The following is a 26202-nucleotide window of genomic DNA, read 5'->3' on the forward strand; positions in this document are numbered from 1 at the left end:
TCTTTGTTTACGGCACCAGCGAAGCCGCGTTCAGCACACCGATGGCAACGCTCAGGCTCGCAACAAAGGTTGCATGGGCCACGCTGCCCTCGCCGATATGCTCGGACAGATCGGGCTTCAGCCAGCGGGCAAAGAAGAACACCGCCGCCTGCACCACCAGTGTGACCAACCCCCAGAGCACCATGTCCAGCAAGCTCACCGCATGGGTGATGCAGACCGCCAGTGGCAGCACAAACCCCAGCATCGCCCCGCCCAGGCTTATTGAGGCCGCGACATTGCCCGCCCGGATCAGCGCGAACTCCTTATGCGGTGTGATCTGCAGATAGACCGTGACGAACATCACCAGCAGCACAAGCGACAGGCCGAAATAAAGCACGAAATTCGGCAGCGGGCTCAGATAATCCAGGAACGGCATCCCATTGATCCTATTCGAAATAATGCGGCAGAAAGCGGCTGGCGTCGGTGGTGATCGGGCTTAAGTCTTCGCGGATGCCGAGACCGGCCGACCTCTCCCCGATGACCCAGGAGCCGATCACCGGATAATTGCCGTCGATACAGGGCAAGGGCGCTGCCGCCTGATAGATGAAGCCCTCGGCCCCATAAGGCCCCGGCACGGATTGGTCGCCGCCAATGCCCATCAGCGCGACATTCGCGCCCTCCCGGCTGAAGAGTGGCTTCTTGACCATCGGCCCGGAAATATCCGACGCCTTGAAGGAAGCGGGCAGCAGAGCGGGATGGCCGGGGAAACGCTCCCACAGCAACACCATCAGCGCCTTGTTCGACAGGATCATTTTCCAGGCGGGCTCCAGCAGCCTCAAGCCGCTTGGGCCGATGTTCCCCGCAAACGCGTCCTGGATCATCCATTCCCAGGGGTAGAGCTTGAACAGCGTATCTATAGGCCGATCCTCGAAATCGACGAACCGCTGGCCGTCATAGCCGATATCAGCGATCTCCACGAAGGGCGCGATGCAGCCACCCTGCATGGCTGTATCGCGCAGATAATCGATGGTGCCGCGATCCTCTTCATTGTCCGGCAGGCAGGTGAAATGCACCCGCGCTCCCGGTGGAAAGAGCGCCGCCCAGCGCGCGACCAACTTCTCATGGATCGAATTAAACTGATCGGCGCGCGGCTTGACCTGCTCCAGCCAATCCCATTGGATCACCCCCGCCTCGAACAGGGATGTGGGTGTATCCGCATTATATTCCAGCAGCTTAGGGGTCGTCCTGCCATCATAACTGAAGTCGAAACGTCCATAGAGCGCAGGATCACCCCGGCGCCAGCTCGCCGTTATCAAGGCACAGGCGCGCGGGCTCAGCCCCAGACGGTCAAAATCTCCGCTCGTCACGATGCTGTCGACGATCTGCAGACACATGCCGTGCAGTTCGGCTGTCAGGTCGTCGAAGCCATCAATCTCTGCTGCAGTGAAGCGATAAGCTGCCGTCTCGTCCCAATAAGGCTCGCCGCCGATGGTATGGAAACCGAAGCCCAGGCGCTCCACCCGGCTGCGCCACATTGGCCGTTCGGCAAAACGGACCCGCTCCATCAGCCTCCGCCACTGCCAAACGAACTGCTGCTCCCGCCAAAGCCGCCCCGGCTGACGCTGCTGGAGGAATCGCTGCCGCTACTACTGCTCGACGAACTGTTGCTGGACGCGTGATACCAGCTGTTCAGGCCGGTTCGGTGGCTGGTCGAACTGCGGCCACAGTTATTGTTAGGATCGTTCCGGTCGCAGCCGTCGAAATAATAGATCGCGCTTCCCATCGCCCCAAAGCCGCCCAACAGCACGAGGCCAACGGTGCCTCGGCGGCGCAACGCCTGGGCTGGCGTCTCGGGAGTACTATCGTCGCTCATAGATAGATTCACATCGATACGAATGAAGCAAAAATATACTTAGATCAGAAATTAATACCCCATGAAATTCAATAATTTTTACAATCTATACTTCAGCGTCATCGCCATGATGCTTTACCAAAGCCGCCGCATAGCGTGGCACAGCAATCTGCGTGAACCCCTGGCCCGGTGGCACCTCGTCAATGCCAAAAACCCGCCCGACAAAATTCTGCTGCTTCAACAGGGCCGAAATCTCGTCGTGACGATCAGGCGGCAGCAGCGTTACGGGATCGCCGACCGCTACCCATCCGATGGGGACAACCGACTTTTCCGGCAGGACCGTTCCCACATGGACGATGCCGTTGATCCGAACGACGCTGCCCTGCCCGATCCTGGCACCATTGAAAAGCGCGCATCCGGTGGCGACAAACACTGCGTCTTCGAGGGTGCAGCCCGTCAGGCTGGCATGCGGCCCGATCATCACGCCGTTCCCGATCCGCAAGGGTGCGCCGACCACCCCGCGCAGCACGGCATTCTCCATCACCACGCAGTCGGCGCCGATGGAGACCGACCCGCTTTCCGCCGTTATCACCGCGCCAAAGCCGATGGAGGTTCCCGGGCCGATGGTCACATCCCCGCAGATCACCGCCGTCGGTGCGATCCGGGCCGTTGAGTCGATTACCGGGCGCTTTCCGCCATGGTCGAGCAGCATGATCAAGCTCCCATCTCGCCTATTTCCACGATGATAGGATGACACCCTGGCCCCAGGCGCGAGCTATACCTATTTAGAGGGTGTGCAGCGCAGCGAAAACCACAAGCTGCACTCGCTTTATCGCCACTTTTTCCCTATAACCGGTCGCTATGTCCGAATTCGATTTTGAAAAGCCCGTCAGGGGTCGCCGTTTCCTCGCAGCGCTGACCGGCGCGACCATGCGCAACAGCTTGCTCGTGGTGCTGCTGCTGTTTGCGCTCTACATTCCTGTCGGCATGCTTTTGTCGAGCCGGATCGAGGACGACACGACCTTCACGCCGCCTCCGCCGCCGACCAATGGCTCGAACGCGATTGCGATGACGGCCGCGCTCATCCTGCGCGAAACGGACCAGCACAACTGGACGCCGAACGACCCCTTCTTCCTGCCGGGCTATTACCTAGACAATACGCCCGAATTCCAGACCGGCATCATGCTGGCGCTGGGGCGTTTTTCGACCGAGATGATGGATCAGATCGGTCGTACGCGCGGCTCGTCCCAGACCGACCCCGATCTGTCGGCCGCCGTCGATTACCTGAAGTCGGCCCCGGACGTCTGGGTCTGGTCGCCCTCGGTCTCGCTGCTGCCGACCACTGCGTCGGACCAGAAGTACCGCAATGCCGCCCAGAGGCTGACGGCCTATAACCTGCGCCTGTCGAACGGTCAGGCGCTGTTCGAGCGCCGCGCGGATAATCTGATCGCCCTGGTGGATCGCATCTCGAACGATCTCGGCTCCATGTCCGCCATCATCGATCAGCAGATCCTGAATGGCCGCACGATGATGTTCGACAGCCGCGCGGACAATGTCTTCTATGGGATCAAGGGACGGCTCTACGCCTACTACCTGATCCTGCGCGAAGTCGGCATGGATTTTCAGAATGTGATCCGCGAGCGCGAGGCCCATTCGGCCTGGGCGCAGATGCTGGACAGCCTGCATGAATCCGCGATCCTCGATCCGCTCCTGGTGATGAACGGCGACCCCGACGGTCTCTTCCTCGCCAATCATCTGACCACTCAAGGCTTCTATCTGCTGCGCGCCCGTACCCAGATGCGCGAGATCAGCCAGATCCTTATTCGCTAGAGACAGAATATGCTCGATATCAATGAAATCACCCTGCGGGTTGCGGGGCGTGCGCTTTTGGAAGGCGCCTCCGCCCGTGTATCCGAAGGCCATCGCATTGGTCTGATCGGCCGCAACGGCACCGGCAAGACCACGCTGCTGAAGCTGCTGATGGGCCAGATGGAGGCCGATCAGGGCAAGATCTCCCTGCCCCGCGACTGCCGTATCGGCACCGTCGCCCAGGAAGTCGCAGGCGACGCCACCACGCCGCTCGACCTCGTGCTGGCAGGCGATGCCGAGCGCGCGGCCCTGATCGCTGAAAGCCTGACCGTCACCGATCCCGAGCGGATCGCCGACATCCAGATGCGCCTCGTCGATATCGGCGCCTATGCGGCCGAAGCCCGCGCGGCAACGATCCTCCACGGCCTCGGTTTCGATGCCAACGCCCAGAATATGCCGCTGTCGGCCTTCTCGGGCGGCTGGCGCATGCGTGCGGCCCTGGCGGCTGCGCTCTTTGCCGAACCCGATCTGCTGCTGCTCGACGAACCGACCAACCATCTGGATATCGAAGCGGCGCTGTGGCTGGAAAACTTCCTGCAGCGCTGGCCGCGCACGCTGATCATGATCAGCCATGACCGCGACTTCCTGAATGCAGTCTGCACCGGCATCATCCACCTGCAGGCTCGCAAGCTGACGGTCTATAGCGGCAACTACGACACCTTCGAGCGGGTCCGGGCCGAGCGTATCGCCCTGACCGAAGCCTCGATTGCCAAGCAGCAGGCCCAGCGCGCCCATATGCAGGCCTTCGTCGACCGTTTCAAAGCCAAGGCCTCCAAGGCCCGTCAGGCCCAGAGCCGCATGAAGGCAATCGCCAAGCTGGCCCCGATTGCCGGTGTCGAGCGCGATCCGACCATCAAGTTCGGCTTCCCGAACCCGGACGAACTGTCGCCCCCGATGGTCAGCCTGGACGAGGCGACGGTCGGCTATGATGGTCGCGCGATCCTGCGGGGTGTCGATTTCCGCCTGGATCCCGATGACCGTGTCGCGCTGCTGGGTGCCAACGGTAACGGTAAGACCACGCTCGCCAAGCTGATCGCCGGTCGCCTCGACACGATGGAGGGCGACCGCGTCGCCGCTGCCAAGCTGCGTGTCGGCTATTTCGCCCAGCATCAGGTGGACGAACTGCGCCTGGACGAAACGCCCATCGCCTCCATGTCCCGCGCCCTGCCCCAGGCCAAGCCGGAACTGGTGCGTGCACGCCTGGGTGCCTTCGGCTTCGGTGCGGAAAAGGCCAATACGCTCGTCGGCAAGCTGTCGGGTGGCGAGAAGGCCCGTCTGACCCTGGCGCTGATCACCATTGATGCCCCGCATCTGCTGATCCTCGACGAACCGACCAACCATCTGGATATCGAAGCCCGTCAGGCCCTGGTCGAAGCGCTGGCCGACTATACCGGCGCCGTCATCCTGGTGTCCCATGATCGCGGTATGGTGGAAATGGTCGCCGACCGGCTGATGCTGGTCGAAGACGGCACCGTGCGCGACTTTGACGGCGACGTTGAGGATTACCGCAAGCACATCCTGTCGAAATCGGCTGAAGCCAACGCTGACAAGCGCGCCGCCGCCCGCGCCGAGAAGCAGGAAAAGAAGAACGACGCAGAACGCCGCAAGCAGGCCGCTGCGCTGCGCGAACAGCTCAAGCCCCTGCGCAATCAGACGGACAAGGCCGAAAAGAAGCTGGCCGAGCTGACCGCCAAGAAAGCCAAGCTCGAAGTCGAGATGGCCGCCGCCAATACCCCGAAGGAGCGGATGATCGCGCTCTCAAAAGAACAGGGCGAATTGGGCGTGCAGATCAAAGCCGCCGAGGAAGCCTGGCTGGCCCTTGCCGATCAGCTGGAAACCGCCCAGGCGGTTGCGGCGGAGTGATTGAGGCGGCAAAAGCTTTCCTGGCTCTCCTGCAAGCGCCGCCAGCGGATGAAAAAGCCCGTCTGGCGGCCTTGTGCCGAACCCTCGATGCTCTTGTCCTTGCCTATCATGATGTTCCCGACAGCCACCCGGCCGACGGCGATCTCGAACCGCCATCGACGTTGGGCGACGATCATTTTGATCTCGTCGCCAATGCGTTCCCGGACTTCGGGCTCTATTCCGTGATAGCGCCGACGACCGATCCGGACGTCTCGCCCACCATGGCCGACGCGCAGGACGATCTGATCGACATCGCCGGGGATATGGCAGAAACCCTCTGGCGCTCTGAAAATCTGGGTTTCGATGATGCCGCCTGGTACTTCCGGCTGATGTATCGCAATCACTGGGGCCAGCATCTGCATGACCTGCGCCGCTACCTGTACGCGCGCGATCAGGGATGAAAAGGGCGGCTCGTTGGAGCCGCCCTTCTTCTTTAGATGCCCTGACCGCCCGACACCTCGATGCGCTGGGCATTGACCCAGCGGTTATCCTCGCTGAGCAGGCTCGCGATCATCGGGCCGATATCGTCCGGCAGACCGGCGCGGCCCAGGGCAGTCATATCGGCGAAGATCTTATTGATCTCCGGATTATCGCGCACCGCGCCGCCACCGAAGTCGGTCTCGATCGCGCCCGGCGCTACAGTATTTACAGCGATCCCCCGCGCGCCCAGTTCCTTGGCCATATAGATGCTCAAGACCTCCACCGCGCCCTTCACGGCGGCATAGGCGCCATAGCCGGGGAAGGAGACCCGCGTCAGGCCAGACGACAGATTGACGATCCGCCCGCCGTCCTCGATCAGCGGGAATAGTGCTTGGGTCAGGAAGAAGACGCCCTTGAAATGGACGTTCACCAGCCCGTCGAACTGCGCCTCGGTCATATCCTGGATCAGGGCATAATCCCCATGACCTGCGTTGTTGACGAGATGATCAAAGCTCTCGCGCCCCCAGGTTTCCCGTAAGGCAGCGCGCAAGCGGCTGACAAAATCGGCAAAGCCCGCAATGGCGCCGGTATCCAACCGCAACGCCACCGCCTTGCGGCCGAACAGAGCGCGGATCTCCTTGACCACGTTTTCGGCATCGGCACTGTTCTTCTGGTAGGTCACGATGACGTCCCCGCCCCGGCGGGCAATGCTGAGTGCGGTGTTGCGGCCGAGGCCACGGCTGGCACCGGTAACGATAGCGATCTTGGACATGACGAAGCTCCTTGGGTGTGAGGAGCCTTTTAATAAGACCTGGAACAGCCCAACGTCGTTACCTGAAGGTCGAGAGTCTTTGCCTAATCCTCCAATCCGCCTTTCTTCTCACCGGAAAGCTGGTTAGGATTGCCCCATGACAGAGACCCTGCTGAAAGCCGTTCGGCGCTATGTGGACGCGAATGCCGATCATACCGGCTTTGCTCAAACGCCCATCACCGGCTTGACCACGATCCGCTCGACCGTCCCCAGCGGCCTTGTGCATGCGATATCGCGCCCGCTGGTCTGCCTGGTGCTCCAGGGGCAGAAGCAGGTCACCATGGGCGCCGAAACTGTCACCTTCGAAGCGGGCGATTCTCTACTGATCACGGCCGATGTGCCCACCGTCAGCCAGATCACCCGTGCCAGCACCGATACGCCCTATCTGTCGCTGGTGCTCGATCTCGAAGCCAAGGTAATTGCCAACCTGACGACCGAGATGGGCGAGTTGCCTGTTTCCGAAGGCATGGCCGTGCGATGGGAGCCGACCGATAGCGAAGTCTCGGATGCTGCCCTGCGTCTGATGCGCCTGCTGGATCGCCCCGCCTCCCTGCCCGTGCTGCATGCCCAATTGGTGCGCGAGCTGCATTATTGGCTGCTGTGCGGGCGCCATGGCGCGGCGATCCGGCGGTTGGGCTGGTCGGGCGGACAGGCGCAACGGATCGCGCGGGCCATCGCCCTTCTGCGCTCGGACTTTGCCCAGACTTTGCCGGTCGAACGCTTGGCAGCACAGGCTGGGATGGGCCTGTCGTCCTTCCACCAGCATTTCCGCGCCGAAACCTCGCTCTCGCCGCTCCAGTTCCAGAAGCAACTGCGCCTGATTGAGGCTCGCCGGCTGATGGCGGCCGAAGGCATGACGGCGAGCAGCGCCGCGTTTGCGGTCGGTTATGAAAGCGTGCCGCAGTTCAGCCGGGAATATCGCCGGATGTTCGGCCTGCCGCCGATCCAGGACCTGAAGATGACGCGGGAAATTCAGGCGGCTTGAGACCCTGATTAGGGTCCGCCAGTTCACGGCTCAGCCCTATTCCAGCGCTGTAACCCCACAAGAACAGTCAGTAAAATAGCCGACATCGCCATGGAGATCGCGATGACAAGGGAGGCCGGTTCGGTAAAGCCGAACGATCCGAGCAAGCTTCCTGCGAGGACGGTGCCACAAAGCCAGAGACCCACATACTTCAGAATCTGGCCCAGAATCTCCATAGGTCGGGCCACGCTCCTGGGCAGAGTTAGCTCCCAGTCCGGCATCCGCGGCTGCAGATAGCGCCAGCCGCCGACAATGCCAAACGGCGCAACGGCAGAGACGGTGTAAAGCAGCCAGTCGTCCTTCATCCCCGAAGCCCCCAGAAGCAGCAGCACCAGAAAGGCAAGAACGAACCAAAGCCTAAAGGACGGCACGAACCAAAATAGGCCGCGCACCACATCCTCGGCATCGATATCCGGTTCAGGAAGATCCATGGGCGGCCTTCTTCAGCAAAACCCCTCCCTTAGATAGCAAGGCCCTGGAGCTTCTGCAATTGCCCAAACCCCAAGAATCCTCTGCGCCCCCTTCAATCCGCCGCATCGCCTGTGCTAGCGTCCGGGCCATGAGCAAGACTTCTTCGACGACCATCGCCGTGCTGGTTGCGGGCGGGGGCGGCAGCCGGTTTGGCGGCGATGTCCCGAAGCAATATCTGTCCCTCGCAGGCGTACCGGTGATCCGGCGCAGCGCGCTCGCCTTTCTGGAACATCCGAAGGTGGACGGCGTGATTGTCGTCATCCGGGCGGGCGACGAAGCCCTCGCAGCAGCGGCTCTGACCGGCCTTGAGATTGCAGCCACGGTCACCGGCGGTGCCGACAGGCAGGCGTCGGTCCTGGCAGGATTGGAAGCGGCAAGCGCCTTGGCCCCTGCCCGTGTGCTGATCCATGACGCCGCGCGGCCGCTCGTGACGGCCGGGATGATCGATGGCGTGGTCGACGCCCTCGCCCAGCATCCCGGCGCCCTGCCCGTACTGCCCGTGGTCGATACTCTGAAGCGCGGCAGCGGTCCTGTTTCCGAAGGCACCGTGGAGCGCGCCGGGCTGCATCGCGCTCAGACACCCCAGGGCTTCCGCTTTCCCGAGATACTGGCCGCCCACCGCGCCGTTGCCGGCCAAAGCCTGACCGACGATACCGCTGTCGCCGAAGCGGCGGGATTGACCGTCGCCCTGACGCCAGGGGACGAGCGCGCCCTGAAGATCACCACTGCCGGAGACCTCGCCATGGCTGAACGGCTGCTCGCCGGACCGGAGACCATCACCGTCACCGGGTCCGGTTTCGACGTCCATGCCTTTGCAGAAGGGGACTTCGTCACCCTCTGCGGTCTCGAAATCCCGCATTCCAAAGGGCTGGCGGGCCATTCGGATGCCGATGTCGGCCTGCATGCCCTGACCGATGCGCTGCTGGGGACGATTGCCAATGGCGATATCGGTGCCCACTTCCCGCCCTCCGATCCGCGCTGGCGGGGGGCCGATTCCGCGCAGTTTCTGCGCCATGCCGCAGATTTAGTCACCGCTCAAGGTGGCCAAATCCTGCATTGCGACGTTACTCTTATCTGCGAGGCGCCCAAGGTCGGCCCGCACCGCGACGCGATGCGTCAGCGGATCGCGGATATCCTGGGGATGCCGCTCGCGCGTATCTCGGTCAAGGCTACAACGACCGAGCGTCTGGGCTTTACCGGGCGGCAGGAAGGCATTGCCTCCCAGGCCGTTGCCACCGTTCGCCTGCCTGCCTGAAGCAAAAACAAAAAAGGGTCCGCCGCCATGTTCCATCGTCTGCCCGCCGGGGTTTCGCTGCTGCAACTCGACGTACTGCTGTCCACCTGGTTCGGCAGCGGGCTCATCGCCTTTGCGTCGGGAACCTGGGGCTCGCTGGCGGCTTTGCCCTTCGCGGTCGCCATCGCCTACTACATCAGCCCGCTCGCCCTCATCCCCGCCTCCATCCTCATCTTCCTGGTGGGCCTGTGGTCGAGCGGCAGCTTTGCCCGCAAGCTTGGCAAAAAAGACCCCTCGCCGGTCGTGATCGACGAGGTGGCGGGCATGTGGCTGACCCTCGCGCTCCTGCCGCTGGAACCGCTGGCCTATCTGATCGGCTTTCTGGTCTTCCGCGTCGCCGACATCCTGAAGCCCTGGCCCGCCAATTGGGCCGACCGCGATCTGCCCGGCGGCATCGGCATCATGCTCGACGACATGATCTCCGGCCTCTATTGCATGATCGCGCTCTGGGCCGTTTTCAAATGGATCCTCTAGGCGCCCTGGCTGTCGAGGTGCTGGAGGCTGCTAAAGCCTCCGGCCTGATGCTGGCCACCGTCGAAAGCTGCACCGGCGGCATGGTGGCCGCCGCCCTGACCGACATCGCCGGATCGAGTGCGGTGGTCGAGCGCGGTTTCGTCACCTACTCCAACGAAGCCAAGACCGACCTCGTCGGCGTTCCGGCCGCCCTGATCGCCCAGCATGGCGCGGTATCCGAACAGGTCGCCCGCGCGATGGCCGAAGGCGCATTGAAGGTAGCACCCGTGGACCTCGCCGTGTCAATCACCGGCATCGCCGGTCCGGGCGGCGGATCTGAGACCAAACCCGTCGGACTCGTCCATTTCGGCTGCGCCAGAAAAAACCGCCCCACACTGGTGGAGCGGCATGTTTTCCCTGGCGACCGAAGCGAGGTTCGACAACAGGCCGCGCTGACGGCGCTGCGGCTGCTGAAGGACGGGGCGGCTTAGTCGGGGCAGCGCGAGGCCACTATCTCGACATCCTTGCTATCCTGATCGGCGCCCATAATGCGGATATAGCCGGGTTCAATCTTCACAGAATAACAGCCCTGCCAAAAGACCTCGCCGCAGAAGCGGCCATCGGGCTGTTCCTCCAGGAAGAACTCCGTATAGCCCGCTTGCAGCTCTCCTGCCTCATATTGAGCCAGAATACGCTTTCCCGCCCCACCGGTTAGCTCAAAGACAGATCGTCTATCTTCAGACGCCAAGCAGTTTTCCGAATAAATTGCCATCACTCCTTGGGCAAGAGCAGCGAAGGAGGGCAAAAGCAGCAAAAACACTAAGGCGCGGGATATAAGCACCATACGACCCTAGATTGTTTTTATCGTCAATTAAAGCTCAGCTCGCTGACAATCTTTGACAAAGATTGTACTATCCTTTCCAGGAGGGTCCTGTGATGCATGTCTCATTGACGCCGAAGCTGGAAGAGATGGTTCGCGAGAAGGTCGAGTCTGGCCTCTACAATAACGCGAGCGAGGTTATCCGCGATGCCTTGCGTCTGATGGCGACACAGGACGAACTCTATCAGCTGAAGCTGGAGCGTCTGCGGGAAGCCATTTCTATTGGCGAGCGGGATGTGGCGACCGGCAGTTTCACCCGCATAGAAACCGACAAAGACCTGAAAGCCTTCTTCGATCAGATATGAGATCCCTGGATATCTCCGGCGCTGCCAAAGCTGATTTGATTGCGATTATAAATTTTGGTCGCCAAACCTGGGGCGAAAAGCGGGCTCAAGACTATAAACGACAGTTTTTCGAACGATTTCAGGACTTAAGAAAAACTCCCGACATGGGTCCACTACGCGACGATATCGCCCCTTATCTGCGGAGTTTTACCGTAGGATCTCACGTCATCTTCTACCGGGTCAACGAGGTGTCAGTCGGCATTCTGCGTATCCTGCATCAGAGCATGGATATTCACCGCCACCTCTCCGACTAACTAACCCCGCCGCAGTCGGTTGCTGGTGCGCACGCGGACCAGTGCCGGGCTGTCGGAGACCAGGAGGCGGCGTGGCCCCTCTTCCCGAGCCAGATTGGCGATGAGCCCGACGACGACCATATAGGCCACCATCGGCACCAGGGCCGAGAACGGCAGGATGACCGTGAAGAAGACGCAGGCATCGCTCGCCGCCAGCTGAGTTGCTAGCTGACCTGCCCAGCTCCAGTCGTTCGGGAATATCTCGCGGGGATAGAAATCCACCCAGGCGAGCACTGTTTCGGTGCTCAAGGGTTCCCAGCTGAAATCCGCCAGCCGCCACACGAGCAACGCCCAACCGGCGACCTCGCTCACCACCGCAAAAACGGCCAGGAAGACCGCAGGCAGAAACAGGATGCCCGCCGGTATGCCGCGACGGCGACGGGCAGGACGGTCGGAGAAATCGGAGATCGCGACGACGATGCTCAGCGCCGCGCTGGCAAGCACGATGAGCTGATACAGCGGAATATTGCCCATGTCGGAATGCCCTTGGAAGGTGAAGCCTTACCGAGACAATTCACGACATGGGCAAAGGTTCCATCCCCCCCTAGCCGCGCGCGATTGAGCACGCAGCTAGGGGAAGCAGCCATTACGGCTGCGGCCAAGAGCGCGGAGGCGCTCGCCCGGCGAGGGACCAAAACAACAGCCTATCTGTCGATGCCGTATGTGCGCACGCCGCGCGGACGATAGAAGTTCGACCGGAACTCCGCACGGTAAGCCCGGATACGCTCCGGCAGCGCCCGGCGACGGCGGACCAGGATGTACTCGTACTCGCCGTCCGGCACCTCCTCGTCGAAGAAGCCCGCGATGAAGCCGAACAGCACCACAAAGATCACCATCAGGATCAGCAGCGAGAACGGCAGGATGACCGTGAAGAAAGCCGCCGCATCCATGGTGGCGAGATAGGCTGCGCCGCGCGACGACCAAGGCCAGACGGTATTGATATCGAGGCCCGCCCAGAACAGCGCATCGCCTGCATTCAGCGTGTTCCAGACGCTGGTTTCGGCATAACCGATCAGCTTCCAGAACAGGATGCCCCAGCCGACGATCTCGCTGAAGATCGCACCAAACGCCAGGATCATTACCGGCAGGAACAGGATCTGGAACAGCACCCCGCGCCCTGGCGAGCGCGCATTGCGGTTCTCCGCGATATTCGCGATGGCGGCGACAACGGCCAGCGCCGCAATCGCCAGCAGAATGATCTGATAGAGAGGCATGATGCACCTCGCCTGAGAGATTAAAGCGTTACGACTTTAATTCCCGGCAGAGGTGGAGGTTCCGTTTTAGGGGCTACGGTTCATCAAATCGGCGTCATCCCGGGACTTGATCCCGGGATCCCCTCCGGGTGAATTTCAACCTTGCCTCAGTCTCCGGTGGACAAGCTCCCGGAGGAGATCCCGGTGTCGAGCACCGGGATGACGACTAAACGACAGGTTTGAAGCTACTTCGCCCCATACAGCTGCATCGCCCGCGTCTCGAAGGCGCCGACCATGCGTTTCACCGCCTCATTGAAAAAGACCTCGATGATCTTCTGCAGCAGCTTGTTGTTGAATTCGAAATCGACATAGAAGTCGATCTCCGTGCCGCCCTCCACCGGATTGAATATCCAGTGGTTGTTGAGGTACTTGAACGGACCTTCGGTATAGGCGACATCGATGCGCAGCGCCTCGGGCGAGAGCTTCACTTCGGAGGTGAAACGCTCGCGCACCAGCTTATAGCCGATGACGAGATCGGCCAGCAGGCGGCGCTCTTCCCGCAGCTTGATACGGGCCGCGACGCACCAGGGCAGGAATTCCGGGTATTTCTCGACGTCGGCTACGAGATCATAAAGCTGCTGGGGCGTGTGCGGCAGCACACGCCGCTCGGCATGGGTTGGCATAAGTCGCGGTTACTCGGCAGCGGCGGAAGCGGCCAGCTTCGCCTCGCGGGCTTCACGCATGCGGCGGAAGTCGTCCCCGGCATGATAGGAGGAGCGCGTCAGCGCCGATGAAGCCACCTGTAGGAAACCCTTGCCAAAAGCCTGGGTCTTGAGGCTGGCGAACTCGTCCGGCGTCCAGAAGCGATCGAGCGCGGCGTGTTTGGGCGTCGGCTGCAGATACTGGCCGATGGTGATGAAATCGACGTCCGCAGCGCGCAAATCATCCATCACCTGCAGCACTTCTTCGCGCTGCTCGCCCAGGCCGACCATGATGCCGGACTTGGTGAAGATCGACGGGTCCATTTCCTTGACCTCATTGAGGATTTTCAAGGAATGGAAATAGCGTGCGCCTGGCCGGATCGAGGCATAGAGGCGCGGCACGGTCTCGAGATTATGGTTGAAGACGTCCGGACGAGCTTCGACGACGATTTCAACCGCACCCGGCTTCTTCAGGAAATCAGGGGTCAGGACTTCGATGGTCGTATGGGGCGAGGACTTGCGGATCGCCTTGATGACCTTGGCGAAATGCGCAGCGCCGCCGTCTTCCAGATCGTCGCGGTCGACCGAGGTGATGACCACATGTTCCAGCATCATGCGGCCGACGGCTTCGGCAACATGCTCGGGCTCATGCGGGTCGAGCTTGTCGGGACGGCCGGTCGCGATATTGCAGAAAGAGCAGGCGCGCGTGCAGACGCTGCCCAGGATCATGACCGTCGCATGCTTCTTGGCCCAGCATTCGCCGATATTCGGGCAAGCGGCCTCTTCGCACACGGTATTGAGCTTCAGTTCTCGCATCATGTTGCGGGTTTCATGATACTCGGCCGAAACCGGAGCTTTCACGCGGATCCATTCGGGCTTGCGCGGAATGGGATTATCCGGGCGATTGGCCTTTTCGGGGTGGCGCAGAGCGGCCGGGGTCGGCGGGGTGGTCATGAAGGGTCACCTTCGCGGCGTAAAACTCAAGAAGACGATCATAGAGGGGACCGCCTTTTAAAGCTCATGCCCGATCCGAAGACCGGGCATGAGTTAAGCAATATAATTGCGACCTTGAACCTAGAAGTGCAAGGCCTGTCCGTAAGCGTCCAGCACCGATTCATGCATCATTTCCGACAGGGTCGGATGCGGGAACACGGTGTGCATCAGATCGGCTTCGGTCGCTTCCAACGTCCGACCGATGCCATAACCCTGGATCAGCTCGGTCACTTCCGCACCGATCATATGGGCGCCTAGCAGCTCGCCGGTCTTGGCGTCGAACACGGTCTTGACCAGGCCTTCCGGCTCGCCCAGGGCGATCGCCTTGCCGTTGCCGATAAAGGGGAAGCGGCCGACCTTGACCTCATAACCCGCAGCTTTGGCCTTGGCTTCGGTCAGACCGACGGAGGCAACCTGCGGGGTGCAATAGGTGCAACCCGGGATCTTGGTCACATCGATGGCGTGGATATGCTTGCCGGCGATGCCTTCGACGCACATGACGCCTTCGTGCATGGCCTTATGGGCCAGCCAGGGAGCGCCCGCGATATCGCCGATAGCATAGACGTTCGGCTCGCCGGTTTCGCAGCGTTCGTTGATCACGACGTGGGTGCGGTCGACCTGGATCTTGGTGCCTTCGATGCCGATATTCTCGACATTACCGACAATACCGACCGCGACGATCACGCGGTCGATTTCCAGATCCTGGGGCTTGCCGTCGACGTCGATGGTCGCCGTGACGCTATTGGCACCCTTCTTCAAGGCCTTCACCTGGGCCTTGATCAGCAGCTTCATGCCCTGCTTTTCAAAAGCCTTCTTGGCAAAAGCGCTGATTTCCTCGTCTTCCACCGGAAGCACGCGGTCCATCACCTCGGCCACGGTCACTTCGGCGCCAAGCTGGCGATAGAAGCTCGCGAACTCGATACCGATGGCACCCGAACCGATGACCAGCAGACGCTTGGGCATGGTCTTCGGCACCATCGCGTCCTTATAGGTCACGACCAAATTGCCGTCCGGCTCCAGACCCGGGAAAACGCGAGCGCGGGCGCCGGTCGCCAGGATGACGTTCTTGCCGGTGATCTCGCCGGTCGCAGCGCCATCCTTGGACAGGGCCACCTTGCGGACGCCGCCAGCGCCAACGCCGTTCAGCTTACCAAAAGCATCGAAGACCTGGATCTTGTGCTTCTTCATCAGCGACTTGACGCCGCCCGACAGCTGACCCGCCACCTTGCGCGAGCGTGCCACGATCTTCTCCAGATCGAAGCTGGCGCCCTGCACGCTCAGGCCATAGGCCGAGGCATGCTGCATTTGGGTGAAGACTTCGGCCGAGCGCAGCAGCGCTTTGGTCGGGATACAGCCCCAGTTGAGGCAGATGCCGCCCATGTGATTGGCCTCGACCACGGCGGTCTTGAGGCCAAGCTGCGAGGCACGGATGGCGGCAACATAGCCGCCAGGACCGCCACCGATGACAACCAGATCGAAATTGGTCTCGCTCATGTCATGTCCTCCAGACTAGAGCAGCATCGACAGCGGATCTTCGATCAGACCCTTGAAGGCTTGCAGCCACTGGGCGCCCAGCGCGCCGTCGACGACGCGGTGATCGACCGACAGCGTGCAGCTCATCACGGTGCGGACGGCAATCGCGCCATCCTTCACGACCGGACGCGGCTCGCCAGCACCAATGGCCAGGATGCAGCTCTGCGGCGGGTTGATGATCGCCGCAAAATCCTTCACGCCGAACATGCCGAGGTTGGAGATCGAGAAGGTGCCGCCCTGGAATTCTTCGGGCTTCAGCTTCCCGGCCTTGGCACGGGCTGCCAGATCCTTCACCTCGGCGGAGATGGTCCCCATGCCCTTCTTGTCCGCATCGCGCACAATCGGGGTGATGAGACCGCCGGGGATCGACACGGCGACCGAGATATCGACGCCCTTGAACTTCAGCACGCCTTCATCGGTCCAGGCCGCATTGGCGTCCGGCACCTTCTTCAGCGCCATGGCCGAGGCCTTGATGATCATGTCGTTGACCGACAGCTTCACGCCGTCCTTCTCGCCCTTGGCATTCAGCTGGGTACGCAGCGCGAGCAGCGCGTCCAGTTCGATATCCACGGTCAGATAGAAGTGCGGAATGGTCGACTTGGCTTCGGTCAGGCGACGCGCGATGGTCTTGCGCATGCCGGTGTGCGGAATGAGCTCGTATTCCGGCAGACCGACCAGAGACGGCGCAGCAGCGGCCTTGGGAGCCGGAGCAGCCGCCGGAGCCGGGGCAGCGGCAGTCGCAGCAGCCTGCGGAGCGGCAGCAGCGGCCGGAGCCTTCGCACCACCGCCAGCGATAGCGGCTTCGACGTCGGCCTTCACGATGCGACCGTTCGGGCCGGAACCTTTGAGGCCATCGAGAGCGACATTGTTCTGACCGGCGATACGCTTGGCCAGCGGGCTGGCAAGGACGCGGTTGCCGACCGGAGCAGCCGACTTGGCCGCCGGGGCAGCGGCAGCAACCGGAGCGGCAGCAGGTGCTGCGGCTGCCGAAGCCGCTGCGGGTGCAGGAGCAGCCGCAGGCTTGGCAGAACCGATGGAAGAGGCGTCTTCGCCTTCTTCCAGCAGAACGGCGATCACTTCGTTGACCTTGACCCCTTCGGTACCGGCCGCAACGACCAGCTTGCCGATGGTGCCTTCATCGACGGCTTCGACTTCCATCGTCGCCTTGTCGGTTTCGATCTCGGCGATCACGTCGCCCGCCTTGACCTTGTCGCCCTCTTTTTTCAGCCAGTTGGCCAGGGTGCCTTCGGTCATGGTCGGCGAGAGTGCCGGCATGAGGATATTGATGGGCATGGGTGCCTCCTCTTCCGGTCCGGTTAGCGATAGCAGACGGACTTGGCCGCCTTGATGATGTGCTCAGCCTGCGGCAGCGCCAGCTTTTCGAGGTTCGCGGCATAGGGCAGCGGAACGTCTTCGGCATGGACACGCACAACCGGCGCATCGAGCGAGTCGAAGCCGCGTTCCATGACGAGGGCCGAGATTTCCGAACCGATACCCGAGAAGCCCCAGCCTTCTTCGGTGGTGACCAGACGGTTCGTCTTGGCAACCGAGGCGAGGATGGTGTCGATATCGAGCGGACGGATGGTGCGCAGATCGATGACTTCGGCATCGATGCCGATCTTCGCCAGTTCCTCGGCGGCGTTCAGCGCATGGCGAACGGTCATCGAGAAAGCGGTGATGGTGACATCCTTACCCGGACGCACGACCTTGGCCTTGCCGATGGGCAGGACAAAATCGTCGGTATCCGGCACTTCGAAGGACGAACCGTAGAGCAGTTCGTGTTCCAGGAAGATGATCGGGTTCGGATCGCGGATCGCAGCCTTCAGCAGGCCCTTGGCATCGGCAGCGCTATAGGGCGCGATGACCTTGAGGCCCGGGCAGTGGGCATACCAGGAGGCATAGCACTGCGAATGCTGGGCGGCGACGCGGGAAGCGGCACCGTTCGGGCCGCGGAACACGATCGGGCACCCCATCTGACCGCCGGACATATAGAGCGTCTTGGCGGCCGAATTGATGATGTGGTCGATGGCCTGCATCGCGAAGTTGAAGGTCATGAACTCGACAATCGGACGCAGACCCTTGAAGGCGGCACCGACGGCCAGACCGGCAAAACCATGCTCGGTGATGGGGGTATCGACCACGCGGTTCGGGCCGAATTCCTGCAGCAGATTCTGCGAAACCTTATAGGCGCCCTGATATTCGGCGACTTCCTCGCCCATCAGGAAGACGTTCGGGTCACGACGCATTTCTTCGGCCATGCCATCGCGAAGGGCTTCGCGGATGGTCAGGGTCTTGGTCGGGCCGGTCCAGTCGGGTTCGGCAGGCTTGGTCACGACAGCGGGAGCTGCAACCGGAGCCGGTGCCTCGCCTGCGGCAGGCGCAGCAGCGGGAGCCGGAGCGGGCTTGGCAGCCGGGGCAGCGGACGCTGCAGAGGCATCTTCGCCCTCTTCCAGAAGCACGGCAATAGGGGTGTTGACCGCGACGTTTTCAGTGCCTTCGGCGATCAGGATCTTGCCGATAGTGCCCTCATCGACGGCTTCGACTTCCATCGTCGCCTTGTCGGTTTCGATTTCGGCGATCACGTCACCGGCCTTAACCTTGTCGCCTTCCTTCTTGGTCCAGCGCGAAAGAGTCCCCTCGGTCATGGTGGGCGAGAGGGCGGGCATGAGAATCTGGATCGGCATGGATCAGGCCTCGATCAGAACGTCGGTGTAGAGCTCGGATACATCCGGCTCGGGGCTGGCTTGCGCGAATTCCGCCGCATCGGACACGATGTCTTTCACATCCTTGTCGATGGACTTCAGGGCGTTTTCGTCGGCATAGCCGTTCTTCAGAATAAGAGCGCGCAGGTTATCGATGGGATCATGCTGCTCGCGCATCTTGGTCACTTCTTCCTTGGTCCGGTACTTGGCCGGATCGGACATGGAGTGGCCGCGATAACGGTAGGTCTGCATTTCGAGGATATAGGGGCCCTTGCCCGCCTTGCAGTGCGCCACGGCCTTTTCCGCCGCGACCTTCACCGCCAGCACATCCATCCCGTCGACCGATTCGCCCGGAATGCCATAGGCCTGACCGCGCTTGTAGAATTCGGTACCCGACGACGCACGCTCGATCGAGGTGCCCATGGCGTACTTGTTGTTCTCGATGATGTAGACCACCGGCAGCTTCCAGAGAGCCGCCATATTGAAGCTCTCGTAAACCTGGCCCTGGTTGACCGCGCCGTCGCCCAGATAGGTCAGGCAGACATTGTTTTCGCCGCGATACTTGTAGTTGAAGGCGATGCCGGTCCCGATGGGAACCTGGGCCGCCACGATGCCGTGACCGCCGTAGAAGTTCTTTTCCTTCGAGAACATGTGCATCGAGCCGCCCTTGCCGCGGGAATAGCCCCCGCTACGCCCGGTCAGCTCGGCCATCACGCCGCGCGAGTCCATGCCGCAGGCCAGCATGTGGCCGTGATCGCGGTAGGAGGTCAGCACCGAGTCGCCATCGACCAGAGCGGACTGCATGCCCACCACCACGGCTTCCTGGCCGATGTAGAGATGGCAGAAGCCGCCGATCAGGCCCATGCCGTAAAGCTGCCCGGCCTTCTCTTCGAAGCGGCGGATCAGCAGCATGTCCTTATAATACCCCACCACCTCTTCGGGCGTGGGCTTGGGAAGATTGCTGCCGGTACGGGCGGCGGGTTTTTTGGCGGTTGTCATTCCAGCGGTTCCCTCAAGGACAAAGGGTTTACGTCATAGGGGCCGGAAGACCGCACAGATGCGGCAGCCCCCTCGGCCAAGTCTGGACTTCGGATCGAGGCCTATAGATGGCCTCGCATTCCGTTCTGTCTAGCCTCAAGTCGGGGGTATTAGCAAGCGTGCCGAAGAACCGACACGATGTTGCCAAGCAATTGTAATTTCAGAAGAAATCATTCGTTACCATAAATCCAGGTAACGAGGTCATTTCGCGCTTGCGAAAGATTAATGCGCTAAGGCGTTGCCGTTGCTGCCAGACTGGCTTGGGGGCGTTGCAACAAAATAACCACCTCGTCCTTGTGACCCATGTTCAGCATGACGCGCGCACGCTCATCAAGCATGTCAGGATCGACGGAGTTGGGACGGAGCAACGCGACGCGCTTTTCCAGCACAAGGCGCTCGGCATGCACGAGATCGCGGGTGATCTCTGCCTTTTTGATTTCCTGCTGCAGCCGGATATAGGCAAGCAGACCACGGTCGCCATGCAGGGCGTGGTAAGCGAAATAGACGACGAATAATAGGCCCACCAACGGTGTCAGAACCGCACGCGCTTTCCGCCGAAGGATATATGCCAGGGCCATATTTCGTTAGAGTCCTGATTCGCTTTAGATTCTTGCCTCTTCTTAATGTTGGACCTTAACTGACGCAGATTCTTCCTGTCCAGCGTCATACCTGTGACCGACGAAGATTTTTTCGCCGATTCCTCAATGGACTCAATTCGTTCTGGAATTGGACTCATTTCCGACTCGTCGGCGGGACGTCCCCTCCCCTCGCGTCGCTCACTGCGCCCCTAAAGCGCCCAGCGATAGGCGACCACCGGCAGCTTGAACGTCCGCCGGTCCTGCACGCGCTCGCCCACCAGCTTGCCGCCCAGATGCTCATAGAACCCACAGGCGCCGGTGTTTCCCTTGGCGACCCACAGCCCCGCCGTGGCGTAGCCGCCGGTTGCCAGGGCCCGGAGCATCACCTCCATAAGGCCCCGCCCCGCGCCCTGCCCCTGCGCCGACTGCAGCAGATAGAGGCTGTTGATCTCGCCATCGCTTTCGAGCATCGGATCGTGATTAGGGCCGCAGTCTCCAAAGCCCGTCACCGCGCCGTCCGTCTCCAGCACCCAGCCGCCCCTTGAGGGCTGCTCCAGATGACCACGCCAGAAGATTTCCCGGGCCTCGACCGATTGTTGGGCCAAGACGTCATCAGGGATAAGGCCACGATAGCTTTCCTGCCAGGACGCGACATGCACGGCGGCTATCCCACCGGCGTCATCAACCCGCGCGGGTCTGATCGTATAGCTCATGGATTCCCTCCCCCTTTGGGAACCCGGCGCGAGTCTCTCAGGACTTCTTCGCCGGTATCGTCTTGGATTGCCCCGGTGTCAAGCCGCCCACCTTCTGCAGCAGGTCGTCGTAACCGGGATCGCCCTTCTTGTAGTCGACTGCGGTATCGCCAATAGCGGTGCCGTCAGGCGAACAGGCGGTCATCATGGCGTGGAGCACCCGGTCGCTATCCATCCAGACCGATCCGATGGTTTCCTCGCCGCATTTGGGCTTATGGCCCTGGGCAAAGGCTGTGGACGCGAGGACAGCGGCACCAAATGCCGCAAGCAGAAGGTTTTGACGCAACATCTGTACCCTTCCCGAGATAAATCCCAGACGTTACAGGGTCGGCTTTTCCTTGGACGCAGGGATCGGTTTGGAGTCACCCGGCCGCATGCCGCCAACCCGCGCAAGCAGCGAAGCGTAGTCAGCCTCGCCTTTCCAGAACGAGAGATAGCGATGCCCGACCGCGCCCGCCTGCGGATCGCAGATATTCAGCAGCGCATGGATGGAGCCATCCGAATCCATGGTCATGGTGCCGATGTAATCGAGGTCGCACTGCCTTGCGTCGCCTGCGCTCAAGGCAAACCAGCACAAACCGAGAGCCGCCGTTCTAGCCAACCACATGATCATCCATCGCCAAGAAATGCCAACATTCTTTCAACTGCAGGCAGCATACAGGAAAGAGCTGCCCCTCAGAAGCTTGCGCTTCAGGCTCAGGCCCCCAAAGCGCGCTGGAGGGGACGGAAGTTGGTTTCCATTGGTCCGAAGTCGTTTTCTTCGATGATGCAATCGTCCGCCAATATCAGGTGCCTGATCCCCTTGGAGCAGAGCACATAGAGACGACTATTTTTCACGCGATCTCCCACCACGGCCCGGACCCGGTCCATATCGTCGGTCGTCGGTTCGTCGAGGGCCAGCCCGTGAATGAAGTTCGGCAAGGACATGTAATGCACGCCAAAAAACATCATGTCGATGTTACGGCCATCGCCTTCCGAGCACCGCAGCAGTAACTTTGAGTGGGAAACATGAAAATCCCACAGACGAAACATCTTGTTCTGCAGATCCATGACCGAACGAGCTTCCTCGCGACAATAAAATGCCTGACCGGTCAATAATGATTGCGTTCATATGTGCCGATTTTCAATAGAAAAAGGCCCGGCAATGCCGGGCCTTTCCAACGTCGTAGGCAGGACCGATTAGCGACCCTTGAATGCCGACAGGCCCGGATAGTAGGCCACGTCGTCCAACTGCTCTTCGATACGGATCAGCTGGTTGTACTTGGCCATGCGGTCCGAGCGCGAGAGCGAGCCGGTCTTGATCTGACCGCAGTTGGTGGCAACCGCGAGATCGGCGATGGTGCTGTCTTCGGTTTCGCCCGAGCGATGCGACATCACGGCGGTGTAACCGGCGCGATGGGCCATCTGAACGGTTTCCAGGGTCTCGGTCAGGGTGCCGATCTGATTGACCTTCACCAGCACCGAATTGCCGACGCCCTGCTTGATACCGTCCTTGAGGCGCTTGGCATTGGTGACGAACAGATCGTCGCCGACCAGCTGCACCTTGCCGCCCAGAGCGTCGGTCAGGGCCTTCCAGCCTGCCCAATCGTCCTCGGCCATGCCGTCTTCGATCGAGATGATCGGATAGCGGGCGCAGAGGTCCTGGTAATAGGCAACCATGCCACCGGCATCCAGCAGCTTGCCTTCGCCGTGCAGGTTGTACTTGCCGTCCTTGAAGAATTCCGACGAGGCAACGTCGAGACCCAGGGCCACGTCTTCGCCCGGCTTGTAACCGGCGGCTTCGATGGCCTTCATGATGAAGCTTAAGGCGGCATCGGCATTGGCGATATCGGGGGCAAAACCGCCTTCGTCGCCGACGTTGGTGGCGAGGCCCTTGTCTTTCAGCTGCTTCTTGAGCGCATGGAAGACTTCGGCGCCGACACGGACGGCTTCCGACAGGCTTTCCGCGCCGACCGGCAGGATCATGAATTCCTGGAAGTCGAGCGGGTTATCGGCATGGGCACCGCCGTTGATGACGTTCATCATCGGAACCGGCAGGGTGTGGGCGAAGACACCACCGACATAACGATAGAGCGGCAGGCCATTGTCTTCGGCGGCCGCACGGGCCGTCGCGAGGCTCACACCCAGGATCGCATTGGCGCCAAGCCGCGCCTTGTTCTCGGTCCCATCGAGGCCGATCAGGGTGCGGTCGACGTGGATCTGTTCTTCGGCATCCATGCCGACCAGGGCGTCGAAAATCTCGCCATTGACGGCTTCAACGGCGCGCAGCACGCCCTTGCCCAGGAACTTCGACTTATCGCCGTCACGCAGTTCGACAGCTTCATGCGCGCCGGTGGAGGCGCCCGACGGAACAGCAGCACGGCCCACGGCGCCGGTTTCCAGCATGACATCGACTTCGATGGTCGGATTGCCACGGCTGTCCATGATCTGGCGCGCGCGGATGTCGGTAATGGCGGACATGTCCTATCCCTTATCTGCTGAGGGGTTGTTTTATGCGGCAGCTATTTGTTCAGAGGATGCCGTAGCTTGCAATCGGCTTTGCTTTGGCCAGCCGGTCGAAAGCGACCATATCGGCCAGCAGCGCCTCGAGTTTATCGACCGGCACCATGTTCGGACCGTCGCTCGGCGCCTTATCCGGGTTCTCGTGGGTTTCCATGAAGACGGCGGCGACACCGATGGCCAGCGCCCCACGCGCCAGCACCGGCACATACTGCCGCTGCCCGCCCGAGGTGGTGCCCTGCCCGCCCGGCTGCTGCACGGAATGGGTCGCGTCGAACACTACCGGCTGACCGGTTTCCGCCATGATGGGGAGCGAGCGCATGTCGGTGACGAGCGTGTTGTAGCCGAAGGAGGCACCGCGCTCGCAGACCATCGTGTTGGGATTGCCGGTGGAGGCGATCTTGTCGACGACGTTCTTCATGTCCCAAGGCGCCAGGAACTGGCCCTTTTTGACATTGATCGGCTTGCCCGTCTCGCCCGCTGCCAGCAGCAGATCGGTCTGACGACACAGGAACGCCGGGATCTGCAGCACATCGACTGCCTGGGCTGCAATCGCGCATTGCTCGGCCGTATGCACGTCGGTCAGGGCCGGCACGCCGAACTTGGAGCGCACCTCAGCCAGGATATCCAGCCCGTCGCCGATGCCGATGCCGCGCGCGGTCTTGACCGAGGAGCGGTTGGCCTTGTCGAAGGACGACTTATAGATCAGGCCGATGCCCAGGCGCTGGGTCATCTCGACCAGAGCCGCCGCCATATCCTGGGTATGGGCGCGGCTTTCGATCTGGCAGGGACCGGCGATCAGGGTGAAGGGCTTGTCGTTGGCGATCTCCAGACCGCCAACCTTGACCGTGCGCTGCTCGCTCATCAGACGATCCGCGACTGTTTGATCGCCGCGCCGACAAAGCCGGTGAACAGCGGATGCGGTTCGAACGGACGCGACTTCAGCTCCGGATGATACTGCACGCCGATGAACCAGGGATGGCCCGGCAGCTCGACGATTTCCGGCAGCACGCCATCTGGCGACAGGCCGGTGAAACGATAACCGACAGCCTCGATCCGGTCGCGGTAGTTGATGTTCACTTCATAGCGGTGACGATGGCGTTCCTCGATGGTCGCGGCGCCGTTATAGACCTCGCGCACCAGGCTGCCCTCGGCCAGGATGCAGGGATAGGCGCCCAGGCGCATGGTGCCGCCCAGATTGCCCGCCGCATCGCGCTTCTCCACCTGATTGCCGCGCACCCATTCGGTCATAAGGCCGACAATGGGTTCCTCGGTCGGGCCGAATTCGGTCGAGCTGGCGTTCTTGATACCCGCAAGATTGCGCGCACCTTCGATGACCGCCATCTGCATGCCGAAGCAGATACCGAAATAGGGGATCTTGTGTTCGCGGGCATAACGCACAGCTTCGATCTTGCCCGCCGAACCACGCTCGCCAAAGCCACCCGGCACCAGGATGCCATGGACGCCATCGAGATGTGGGGTCGGATCTTCCTGTTCGAAGATCTGGGCGTCGACCCATTCCATGCGCACCTTGACGTTATTGGCGATGCCGCCATGGGCCAGCGCCTCGGCCAGGGACTTATAGCTGTCCATCAGGTCGGTATATTTGCCGACCACGGCGATGCGGACTTCGCCTTCCGGATTCTCGATGCGATGAACGATCTTTTCCCACTTTGACAGATCGGGCTCGGTTTCCGGCAGATTGAAATAGCGGCAGACTTCGCGGTCCATGCCTTCGGCATGATAGGCCAGCGGAACCGAATAGATTGTCTTCACATCCAGCGCCGGGACGACGCGTTCCGGCTTGATGTTGCAGAAGAGCGCGATCTTGCGCAGCGAGTCCTTGTCGATCTCGCGATCGCAGCGCACCAGCAGCATGTCCGGCTGAATACCGATGGACAGCAGTTCCTTCACCGAATGCTGGGTCGGCTTGGTCTTCAGCTCGCCTGCGGACGGGATGAACGGCACCAGGGTCAGATGCAGGAACATGGTGCGTTCCTTGCCCAGCTCGTTCCCAAGCTGGCGGATCGCTTCCATGAACGGCAGGCCTTCGATATCGCCGACCGTGCCACCGATTTCAACGAGGCAGAAATCCTCGTCCGTCAGGTTCGACTTCACGAAATCCTTGATGGCGTCCGTGACATGGGGAATGACCTGGATGGTCGCGCCCAGATAATCGCCGCGGCGCTCCTTGGCCAGCACATCGGAATAGATGCGGCCGGAGGTGACGTTATCGGACTTGCGGGCGGAAACCCCGGTGAAACGCTCGTAATGGCCGAGATCGAGATCGGTCTCCGCGCCATCGTCGGTCACGAAGACTTCGCCGTGCTGGGTCGGCGACATGGTGCCGGGATCGACGTTCAGATACGGATCCAGCTTGCGCATACGGACCTTGAAGCCGCGCGCCTGCAGGGTTGCCGCCAGCGAGGCTGCCGCGAGCCCCTTGCCGAGCGAGGAGACCACACCACCGGTGATGAAGATAAAGCGCGTCGTCATGGGACTAACCGTTCAGCAAAAAAAGGCACGACCCGACGACCGGGAAGCCGGTTGTCGAGGGTTCGTTTTGGAGGGTTCGTTTAGAGGTAGGAAGCCCCTGGAGACGTCAATGGCGTCTCCAGGGA

Annotated in this window: 32 protein-coding genes; 9 read left to right on the top strand and 23 right to left on the bottom strand. The window is 61.4% G+C overall.

The window, feature by feature from the left end; translation table 11 throughout:
* Positions 1-7: 7 nt before the first annotated feature.
* The 4 genes from ACFSM5_RS09975 to ACFSM5_RS09990 form a co-directional block, all read right to left on the bottom strand.
* Positions 8-415 carry a DUF350 domain-containing protein gene (locus ACFSM5_RS09975; protein ID WP_379876192.1) on the bottom strand — a complete coding sequence of 136 codons (408 nt, stop codon included), beginning with the start codon at positions 413-415 and terminating at the stop codon, positions 8-10.
* A 10-nt stretch (positions 416-425) separates the two neighbouring features.
* A complete protein-coding gene (locus tag ACFSM5_RS09980; protein ID WP_379876193.1) occupies positions 426-1544 on the bottom strand; it encodes a glutathionylspermidine synthase family protein in 1119 nt (372 codons plus the stop codon).
* Positions 1544-1852 (bottom strand): hypothetical protein, encoded by a 309-nt coding sequence (locus tag ACFSM5_RS09985; protein ID WP_379876194.1) that lies wholly within the window; start codon positions 1850-1852, stop codon positions 1544-1546. Before ACFSM5_RS09985 ends, ACFSM5_RS09980 begins: the two co-directional genes overlap by 1 nt.
* Before the next feature lie 85 nt (positions 1853-1937).
* Positions 1938-2543, bottom strand: coding sequence for a gamma carbonic anhydrase family protein (locus ACFSM5_RS09990; protein ID WP_379876195.1), 606 nt, complete (start codon positions 2541-2543; stop codon positions 1938-1940).
* Positions 2544-2692: 149 nt separating this feature from the next.
* On the opposite strand from ACFSM5_RS09990, the gene ACFSM5_RS09995 reads away from it, so the two are divergent.
* Genes ACFSM5_RS09995 through ACFSM5_RS10005 form a run of 3 tightly spaced genes read left to right on the top strand, consistent with a single transcriptional unit; the run spans position 2693 to position 6003 of the window.
* Positions 2693-3661, top strand: coding sequence for a DUF2333 family protein (locus ACFSM5_RS09995; protein ID WP_379876196.1), 969 nt, complete (start codon positions 2693-2695; stop codon positions 3659-3661).
* Positions 3662-3670: 9 nt separating this feature from the next.
* The gene (locus ACFSM5_RS10000) at positions 3671-5563 is read left to right on the top strand and encodes an ATP-binding cassette domain-containing protein (protein WP_379876197.1); all 1893 of its coding nucleotides are present in this window, start codon (positions 3671-3673) and stop codon (positions 5561-5563) included.
* Positions 5560-6003 carry a DUF5063 domain-containing protein gene (locus ACFSM5_RS10005; RefSeq protein ID WP_379876198.1) on the top strand — a complete coding sequence of 148 codons (444 nt, stop codon included), beginning with the start codon at positions 5560-5562 and terminating at the stop codon, positions 6001-6003. Before ACFSM5_RS10000 ends, ACFSM5_RS10005 begins: the two co-directional genes overlap by 4 nt.
* Before the next feature lie 32 nt (positions 6004-6035).
* Here the strand turns inward: ACFSM5_RS10005 and ACFSM5_RS10010 are convergent, their stop codons facing one another.
* Positions 6036-6794, bottom strand: a complete 759-nt coding sequence (locus ACFSM5_RS10010) for an SDR family NAD(P)-dependent oxidoreductase (protein WP_379876201.1) — start codon at positions 6792-6794, stop codon at positions 6036-6038.
* A 136-nt stretch (positions 6795-6930) separates the two neighbouring features.
* Here ACFSM5_RS10010 and ACFSM5_RS10015 point away from each other — a divergent pair, with 136 nt between their 5' ends.
* The gene (locus tag ACFSM5_RS10015; RefSeq protein ID WP_379876202.1) at positions 6931-7818 is read left to right on the top strand and encodes an AraC family transcriptional regulator; all 888 of its coding nucleotides are present in this window, start codon (positions 6931-6933) and stop codon (positions 7816-7818) included.
* A gap of 23 nt (positions 7819-7841) precedes the next feature.
* Here the strand turns inward: ACFSM5_RS10015 and ACFSM5_RS10020 are convergent, their stop codons facing one another.
* A complete protein-coding gene (locus ACFSM5_RS10020; RefSeq protein WP_379876203.1) occupies positions 7842-8288 on the bottom strand; it encodes a hypothetical protein in 447 nt (148 codons plus the stop codon).
* A 128-nt stretch (positions 8289-8416) separates the two neighbouring features.
* Here ACFSM5_RS10020 and ACFSM5_RS10025 point away from each other — a divergent pair, with 128 nt between their 5' ends.
* Genes ACFSM5_RS10025 through ACFSM5_RS10035 form a run of 3 tightly spaced genes read left to right on the top strand, consistent with a single transcriptional unit; the run spans position 8417 to position 10566 of the window.
* Complete coding sequence (locus ACFSM5_RS10025; protein ID WP_379876204.1) at positions 8417-9583, top strand: bifunctional 2-C-methyl-D-erythritol 4-phosphate cytidylyltransferase/2-C-methyl-D-erythritol 2,4-cyclodiphosphate synthase; 1167 nt, start codon at positions 8417-8419, stop codon at positions 9581-9583.
* Positions 9584-9610: 27 nt separating this feature from the next.
* Positions 9611-10096: a phosphatidylglycerophosphatase A family protein gene (locus tag ACFSM5_RS10030; protein ID WP_379876205.1), complete on the top strand. Its 486-nt coding sequence runs from the start codon at positions 9611-9613 to the stop codon at positions 10094-10096.
* Positions 10084-10566, top strand: a complete 483-nt coding sequence (locus tag ACFSM5_RS10035; RefSeq protein ID WP_379876206.1) for a CinA family protein — start codon at positions 10084-10086, stop codon at positions 10564-10566. The genes ACFSM5_RS10030 and ACFSM5_RS10035 overlap by 13 nt, the downstream gene beginning before the upstream one ends.
* On the opposite strand, the gene ACFSM5_RS10040 is transcribed toward ACFSM5_RS10035, so the two are convergent.
* Positions 10563-10919, bottom strand: coding sequence for a hypothetical protein (locus ACFSM5_RS10040; protein WP_379876207.1), 357 nt, complete (start codon positions 10917-10919; stop codon positions 10563-10565). The genes ACFSM5_RS10035 and ACFSM5_RS10040 overlap by 4 nt on opposite strands.
* 92 nt (positions 10920-11011) lie before the next feature.
* On the opposite strand from ACFSM5_RS10040, the gene ACFSM5_RS10045 reads away from it, so the two are divergent.
* On the top strand, positions 11012-11260 hold the full coding sequence (locus tag ACFSM5_RS10045; RefSeq protein WP_379876208.1) for a type II toxin-antitoxin system ParD family antitoxin: 249 nt from the start codon (positions 11012-11014) through the stop codon (positions 11258-11260).
* Entirely contained in the window at positions 11257-11553 is a 297-nt protein-coding gene (locus ACFSM5_RS10050) for a type II toxin-antitoxin system RelE/ParE family toxin (RefSeq protein ID WP_379876209.1), read from the top strand. Before ACFSM5_RS10045 ends, ACFSM5_RS10050 begins: the two co-directional genes overlap by 4 nt.
* On the opposite strand, the gene ACFSM5_RS10055 is transcribed toward ACFSM5_RS10050, so the two are convergent.
* The 16 genes from ACFSM5_RS10055 to ACFSM5_RS10130 form a co-directional block, all read right to left on the bottom strand.
* Complete coding sequence (locus ACFSM5_RS10055) at positions 11554-12066, bottom strand: hypothetical protein (RefSeq protein ID WP_379876210.1); 513 nt, start codon at positions 12064-12066, stop codon at positions 11554-11556.
* Between the two features lie 170 nt (positions 12067-12236).
* Positions 12237-12806, bottom strand: a complete 570-nt coding sequence (locus ACFSM5_RS10060) for a hypothetical protein (RefSeq protein ID WP_379876211.1) — start codon at positions 12804-12806, stop codon at positions 12237-12239.
* Between the two features lie 224 nt (positions 12807-13030).
* The gene (locus ACFSM5_RS10065) at positions 13031-13468 is read right to left on the bottom strand and encodes a type II toxin-antitoxin system RatA family toxin (RefSeq protein WP_379876212.1); all 438 of its coding nucleotides are present in this window, start codon (positions 13466-13468) and stop codon (positions 13031-13033) included.
* 9 nt (positions 13469-13477) lie between these two features.
* Positions 13478-14440 carry a lipoyl synthase gene (gene lipA / locus ACFSM5_RS10070; protein WP_379876214.1) on the bottom strand — a complete coding sequence of 321 codons (963 nt, stop codon included), beginning with the start codon at positions 14438-14440 and terminating at the stop codon, positions 13478-13480.
* 120 nt (positions 14441-14560) lie between these two features.
* Positions 14561-15973: a dihydrolipoyl dehydrogenase gene (gene lpdA, locus ACFSM5_RS10075; RefSeq protein WP_379876215.1), complete on the bottom strand. Its 1413-nt coding sequence runs from the start codon at positions 15971-15973 to the stop codon at positions 14561-14563.
* Positions 15974-15988: 15 nt separating this feature from the next.
* Positions 15989-17305 (bottom strand): pyruvate dehydrogenase complex dihydrolipoamide acetyltransferase, encoded by a 1317-nt coding sequence (locus tag ACFSM5_RS10080; RefSeq protein ID WP_379876216.1) that lies wholly within the window; start codon positions 17303-17305, stop codon positions 15989-15991.
* Between the two features lie 23 nt (positions 17306-17328).
* Positions 17329-18696: a pyruvate dehydrogenase complex E1 component subunit beta gene (locus tag ACFSM5_RS10085; protein ID WP_379876217.1), complete on the bottom strand. Its 1368-nt coding sequence runs from the start codon at positions 18694-18696 to the stop codon at positions 17329-17331.
* Between the two features lie 3 nt (positions 18697-18699).
* Positions 18700-19713 (bottom strand): pyruvate dehydrogenase (acetyl-transferring) E1 component subunit alpha, encoded by a 1014-nt coding sequence (gene pdhA, locus ACFSM5_RS10090; protein WP_379876218.1) that lies wholly within the window; start codon positions 19711-19713, stop codon positions 18700-18702.
* Between the two features lie 269 nt (positions 19714-19982).
* Entirely contained in the window at positions 19983-20330 is a 348-nt protein-coding gene (locus ACFSM5_RS10095; protein WP_379876219.1) for an FtsB family cell division protein, read from the bottom strand.
* Positions 20331-20539: 209 nt separating this feature from the next.
* Positions 20540-21043 (bottom strand): GNAT family N-acetyltransferase, encoded by a 504-nt coding sequence (locus ACFSM5_RS10100; protein WP_379876220.1) that lies wholly within the window; start codon positions 21041-21043, stop codon positions 20540-20542.
* Between the two features lie 37 nt (positions 21044-21080).
* Positions 21081-21371 carry a hypothetical protein gene (locus ACFSM5_RS10105; RefSeq protein WP_379876221.1) on the bottom strand — a complete coding sequence of 97 codons (291 nt, stop codon included), beginning with the start codon at positions 21369-21371 and terminating at the stop codon, positions 21081-21083.
* 30 nt (positions 21372-21401) lie between these two features.
* Complete coding sequence (locus tag ACFSM5_RS10110; protein WP_379876222.1) at positions 21402-21689, bottom strand: hypothetical protein; 288 nt, start codon at positions 21687-21689, stop codon at positions 21402-21404.
* Between the two features lie 89 nt (positions 21690-21778).
* Positions 21779-22132, bottom strand: a complete 354-nt coding sequence (locus ACFSM5_RS10115) for a hypothetical protein (protein ID WP_379876223.1) — start codon at positions 22130-22132, stop codon at positions 21779-21781.
* Between the two features lie 129 nt (positions 22133-22261).
* The gene (eno, locus tag ACFSM5_RS10120) at positions 22262-23542 is read right to left on the bottom strand and encodes a phosphopyruvate hydratase (RefSeq protein ID WP_379876224.1); all 1281 of its coding nucleotides are present in this window, start codon (positions 23540-23542) and stop codon (positions 22262-22264) included.
* A gap of 49 nt (positions 23543-23591) precedes the next feature.
* The gene (gene kdsA / locus ACFSM5_RS10125) at positions 23592-24446 is read right to left on the bottom strand and encodes a 3-deoxy-8-phosphooctulonate synthase (RefSeq protein ID WP_379876225.1); all 855 of its coding nucleotides are present in this window, start codon (positions 24444-24446) and stop codon (positions 23592-23594) included.
* Positions 24446-26077 (bottom strand): CTP synthase, encoded by a 1632-nt coding sequence (locus ACFSM5_RS10130; RefSeq protein WP_379876227.1) that lies wholly within the window; start codon positions 26075-26077, stop codon positions 24446-24448. Before ACFSM5_RS10130 ends, kdsA begins: the two co-directional genes overlap by 1 nt.
* Positions 26078-26202 lie beyond the last annotated feature (125 nt).

Origin of the sequence: Lacibacterium aquatile (assembly GCF_042683105.1) — a bacterium.
Lineage (GTDB): Bacteria > Pseudomonadota > Alphaproteobacteria > Elsterales > Elsteraceae > Lacibacterium > Lacibacterium aquatile.

Excerpts from the sequence above, each read along its gene's own strand:
- ACFSM5_RS10130 (WP_379876227.1), bottom strand. The coding sequence starts at position 26,077 with ATGACGACGCGCTTTATCTTCATCACCGGTGGTGTGGTCTCCTCGCTC.
- ACFSM5_RS09980 (WP_379876193.1), bottom strand. The coding sequence starts at position 1,544 with ATGGAGCGGGTCCGTTTTGCCGAACGGCCAATGTGGCGCAGCCGGGTG.
- lipA (WP_379876214.1), bottom strand. The coding sequence starts at position 14,440 with ATGACCACCCCGCCGACCCCGGCCGCTCTGCGCCACCCCGAAAAGGCC.
- ACFSM5_RS09985 (WP_379876194.1), bottom strand. The coding sequence starts at position 1,852 with ATGAGCGACGATAGTACTCCCGAGACGCCAGCCCAGGCGTTGCGCCGC.
- ACFSM5_RS10055 (WP_379876210.1), bottom strand. The coding sequence starts at position 12,066 with ATGGGCAATATTCCGCTGTATCAGCTCATCGTGCTTGCCAGCGCGGCG.
- ACFSM5_RS10065 (WP_379876212.1), bottom strand. The coding sequence starts at position 13,468 with ATGCCAACCCATGCCGAGCGGCGTGTGCTGCCGCACACGCCCCAGCAG.
- ACFSM5_RS10085 (WP_379876217.1), bottom strand. The coding sequence starts at position 18,696 with ATGCCGATCCAGATTCTCATGCCCGCCCTCTCGCCCACCATGACCGAG.
- ACFSM5_RS10080 (WP_379876216.1), bottom strand. The coding sequence starts at position 17,305 with ATGCCCATCAATATCCTCATGCCGGCACTCTCGCCGACCATGACCGAA.
- ACFSM5_RS10020 (WP_379876203.1), bottom strand. The coding sequence starts at position 8,288 with ATGGATCTTCCTGAACCGGATATCGATGCCGAGGATGTGGTGCGCGGC.
- ACFSM5_RS10025 (WP_379876204.1), top strand. The coding sequence starts at position 8,417 with ATGAGCAAGACTTCTTCGACGACCATCGCCGTGCTGGTTGCGGGCGGG.
- ACFSM5_RS10035 (WP_379876206.1), top strand. The coding sequence starts at position 10,084 with ATGGATCCTCTAGGCGCCCTGGCTGTCGAGGTGCTGGAGGCTGCTAAA.
- ACFSM5_RS10040 (WP_379876207.1), bottom strand. The coding sequence starts at position 10,919 with ATGGTGCTTATATCCCGCGCCTTAGTGTTTTTGCTGCTTTTGCCCTCC.
- ACFSM5_RS10015 (WP_379876202.1), top strand. The coding sequence starts at position 6,931 with ATGACAGAGACCCTGCTGAAAGCCGTTCGGCGCTATGTGGACGCGAAT.
- ACFSM5_RS10010 (WP_379876201.1), bottom strand. The coding sequence starts at position 6,794 with ATGTCCAAGATCGCTATCGTTACCGGTGCCAGCCGTGGCCTCGGCCGC.
- pdhA (WP_379876218.1), bottom strand. The coding sequence starts at position 19,713 with ATGACAACCGCCAAAAAACCCGCCGCCCGTACCGGCAGCAATCTTCCC.
- ACFSM5_RS10050 (WP_379876209.1), top strand. The coding sequence starts at position 11,257 with ATGAGATCCCTGGATATCTCCGGCGCTGCCAAAGCTGATTTGATTGCG.
- ACFSM5_RS10060 (WP_379876211.1), bottom strand. The coding sequence starts at position 12,806 with ATGCCTCTCTATCAGATCATTCTGCTGGCGATTGCGGCGCTGGCCGTT.
- ACFSM5_RS09990 (WP_379876195.1), bottom strand. The coding sequence starts at position 2,543 with ATGCTGCTCGACCATGGCGGAAAGCGCCCGGTAATCGACTCAACGGCC.
- ACFSM5_RS10110 (WP_379876222.1), bottom strand. The coding sequence starts at position 21,689 with ATGTGGTTGGCTAGAACGGCGGCTCTCGGTTTGTGCTGGTTTGCCTTG.
- kdsA (WP_379876225.1), bottom strand. The coding sequence starts at position 24,446 with ATGAGCGAGCAGCGCACGGTCAAGGTTGGCGGTCTGGAGATCGCCAAC.
- ACFSM5_RS10030 (WP_379876205.1), top strand. The coding sequence starts at position 9,611 with ATGTTCCATCGTCTGCCCGCCGGGGTTTCGCTGCTGCAACTCGACGTA.
- lpdA (WP_379876215.1), bottom strand. The coding sequence starts at position 15,973 with ATGAGCGAGACCAATTTCGATCTGGTTGTCATCGGTGGCGGTCCTGGC.
- ACFSM5_RS10115 (WP_379876223.1), bottom strand. The coding sequence starts at position 22,132 with ATGGATCTGCAGAACAAGATGTTTCGTCTGTGGGATTTTCATGTTTCC.
- ACFSM5_RS09995 (WP_379876196.1), top strand. The coding sequence starts at position 2,693 with ATGTCCGAATTCGATTTTGAAAAGCCCGTCAGGGGTCGCCGTTTCCTC.
- ACFSM5_RS10000 (WP_379876197.1), top strand. The coding sequence starts at position 3,671 with ATGCTCGATATCAATGAAATCACCCTGCGGGTTGCGGGGCGTGCGCTT.
- eno (WP_379876224.1), bottom strand. The coding sequence starts at position 23,542 with ATGTCCGCCATTACCGACATCCGCGCGCGCCAGATCATGGACAGCCGT.
- ACFSM5_RS10045 (WP_379876208.1), top strand. The coding sequence starts at position 11,012 with ATGCATGTCTCATTGACGCCGAAGCTGGAAGAGATGGTTCGCGAGAAG.
- ACFSM5_RS10100 (WP_379876220.1), bottom strand. The coding sequence starts at position 21,043 with ATGAGCTATACGATCAGACCCGCGCGGGTTGATGACGCCGGTGGGATA.
- ACFSM5_RS09975 (WP_379876192.1), bottom strand. The coding sequence starts at position 415 with ATGCCGTTCCTGGATTATCTGAGCCCGCTGCCGAATTTCGTGCTTTAT.
- ACFSM5_RS10095 (WP_379876219.1), bottom strand. The coding sequence starts at position 20,330 with ATGGCCCTGGCATATATCCTTCGGCGGAAAGCGCGTGCGGTTCTGACA.
- ACFSM5_RS10105 (WP_379876221.1), bottom strand. The coding sequence starts at position 21,371 with ATGTTGCGTCAAAACCTTCTGCTTGCGGCATTTGGTGCCGCTGTCCTC.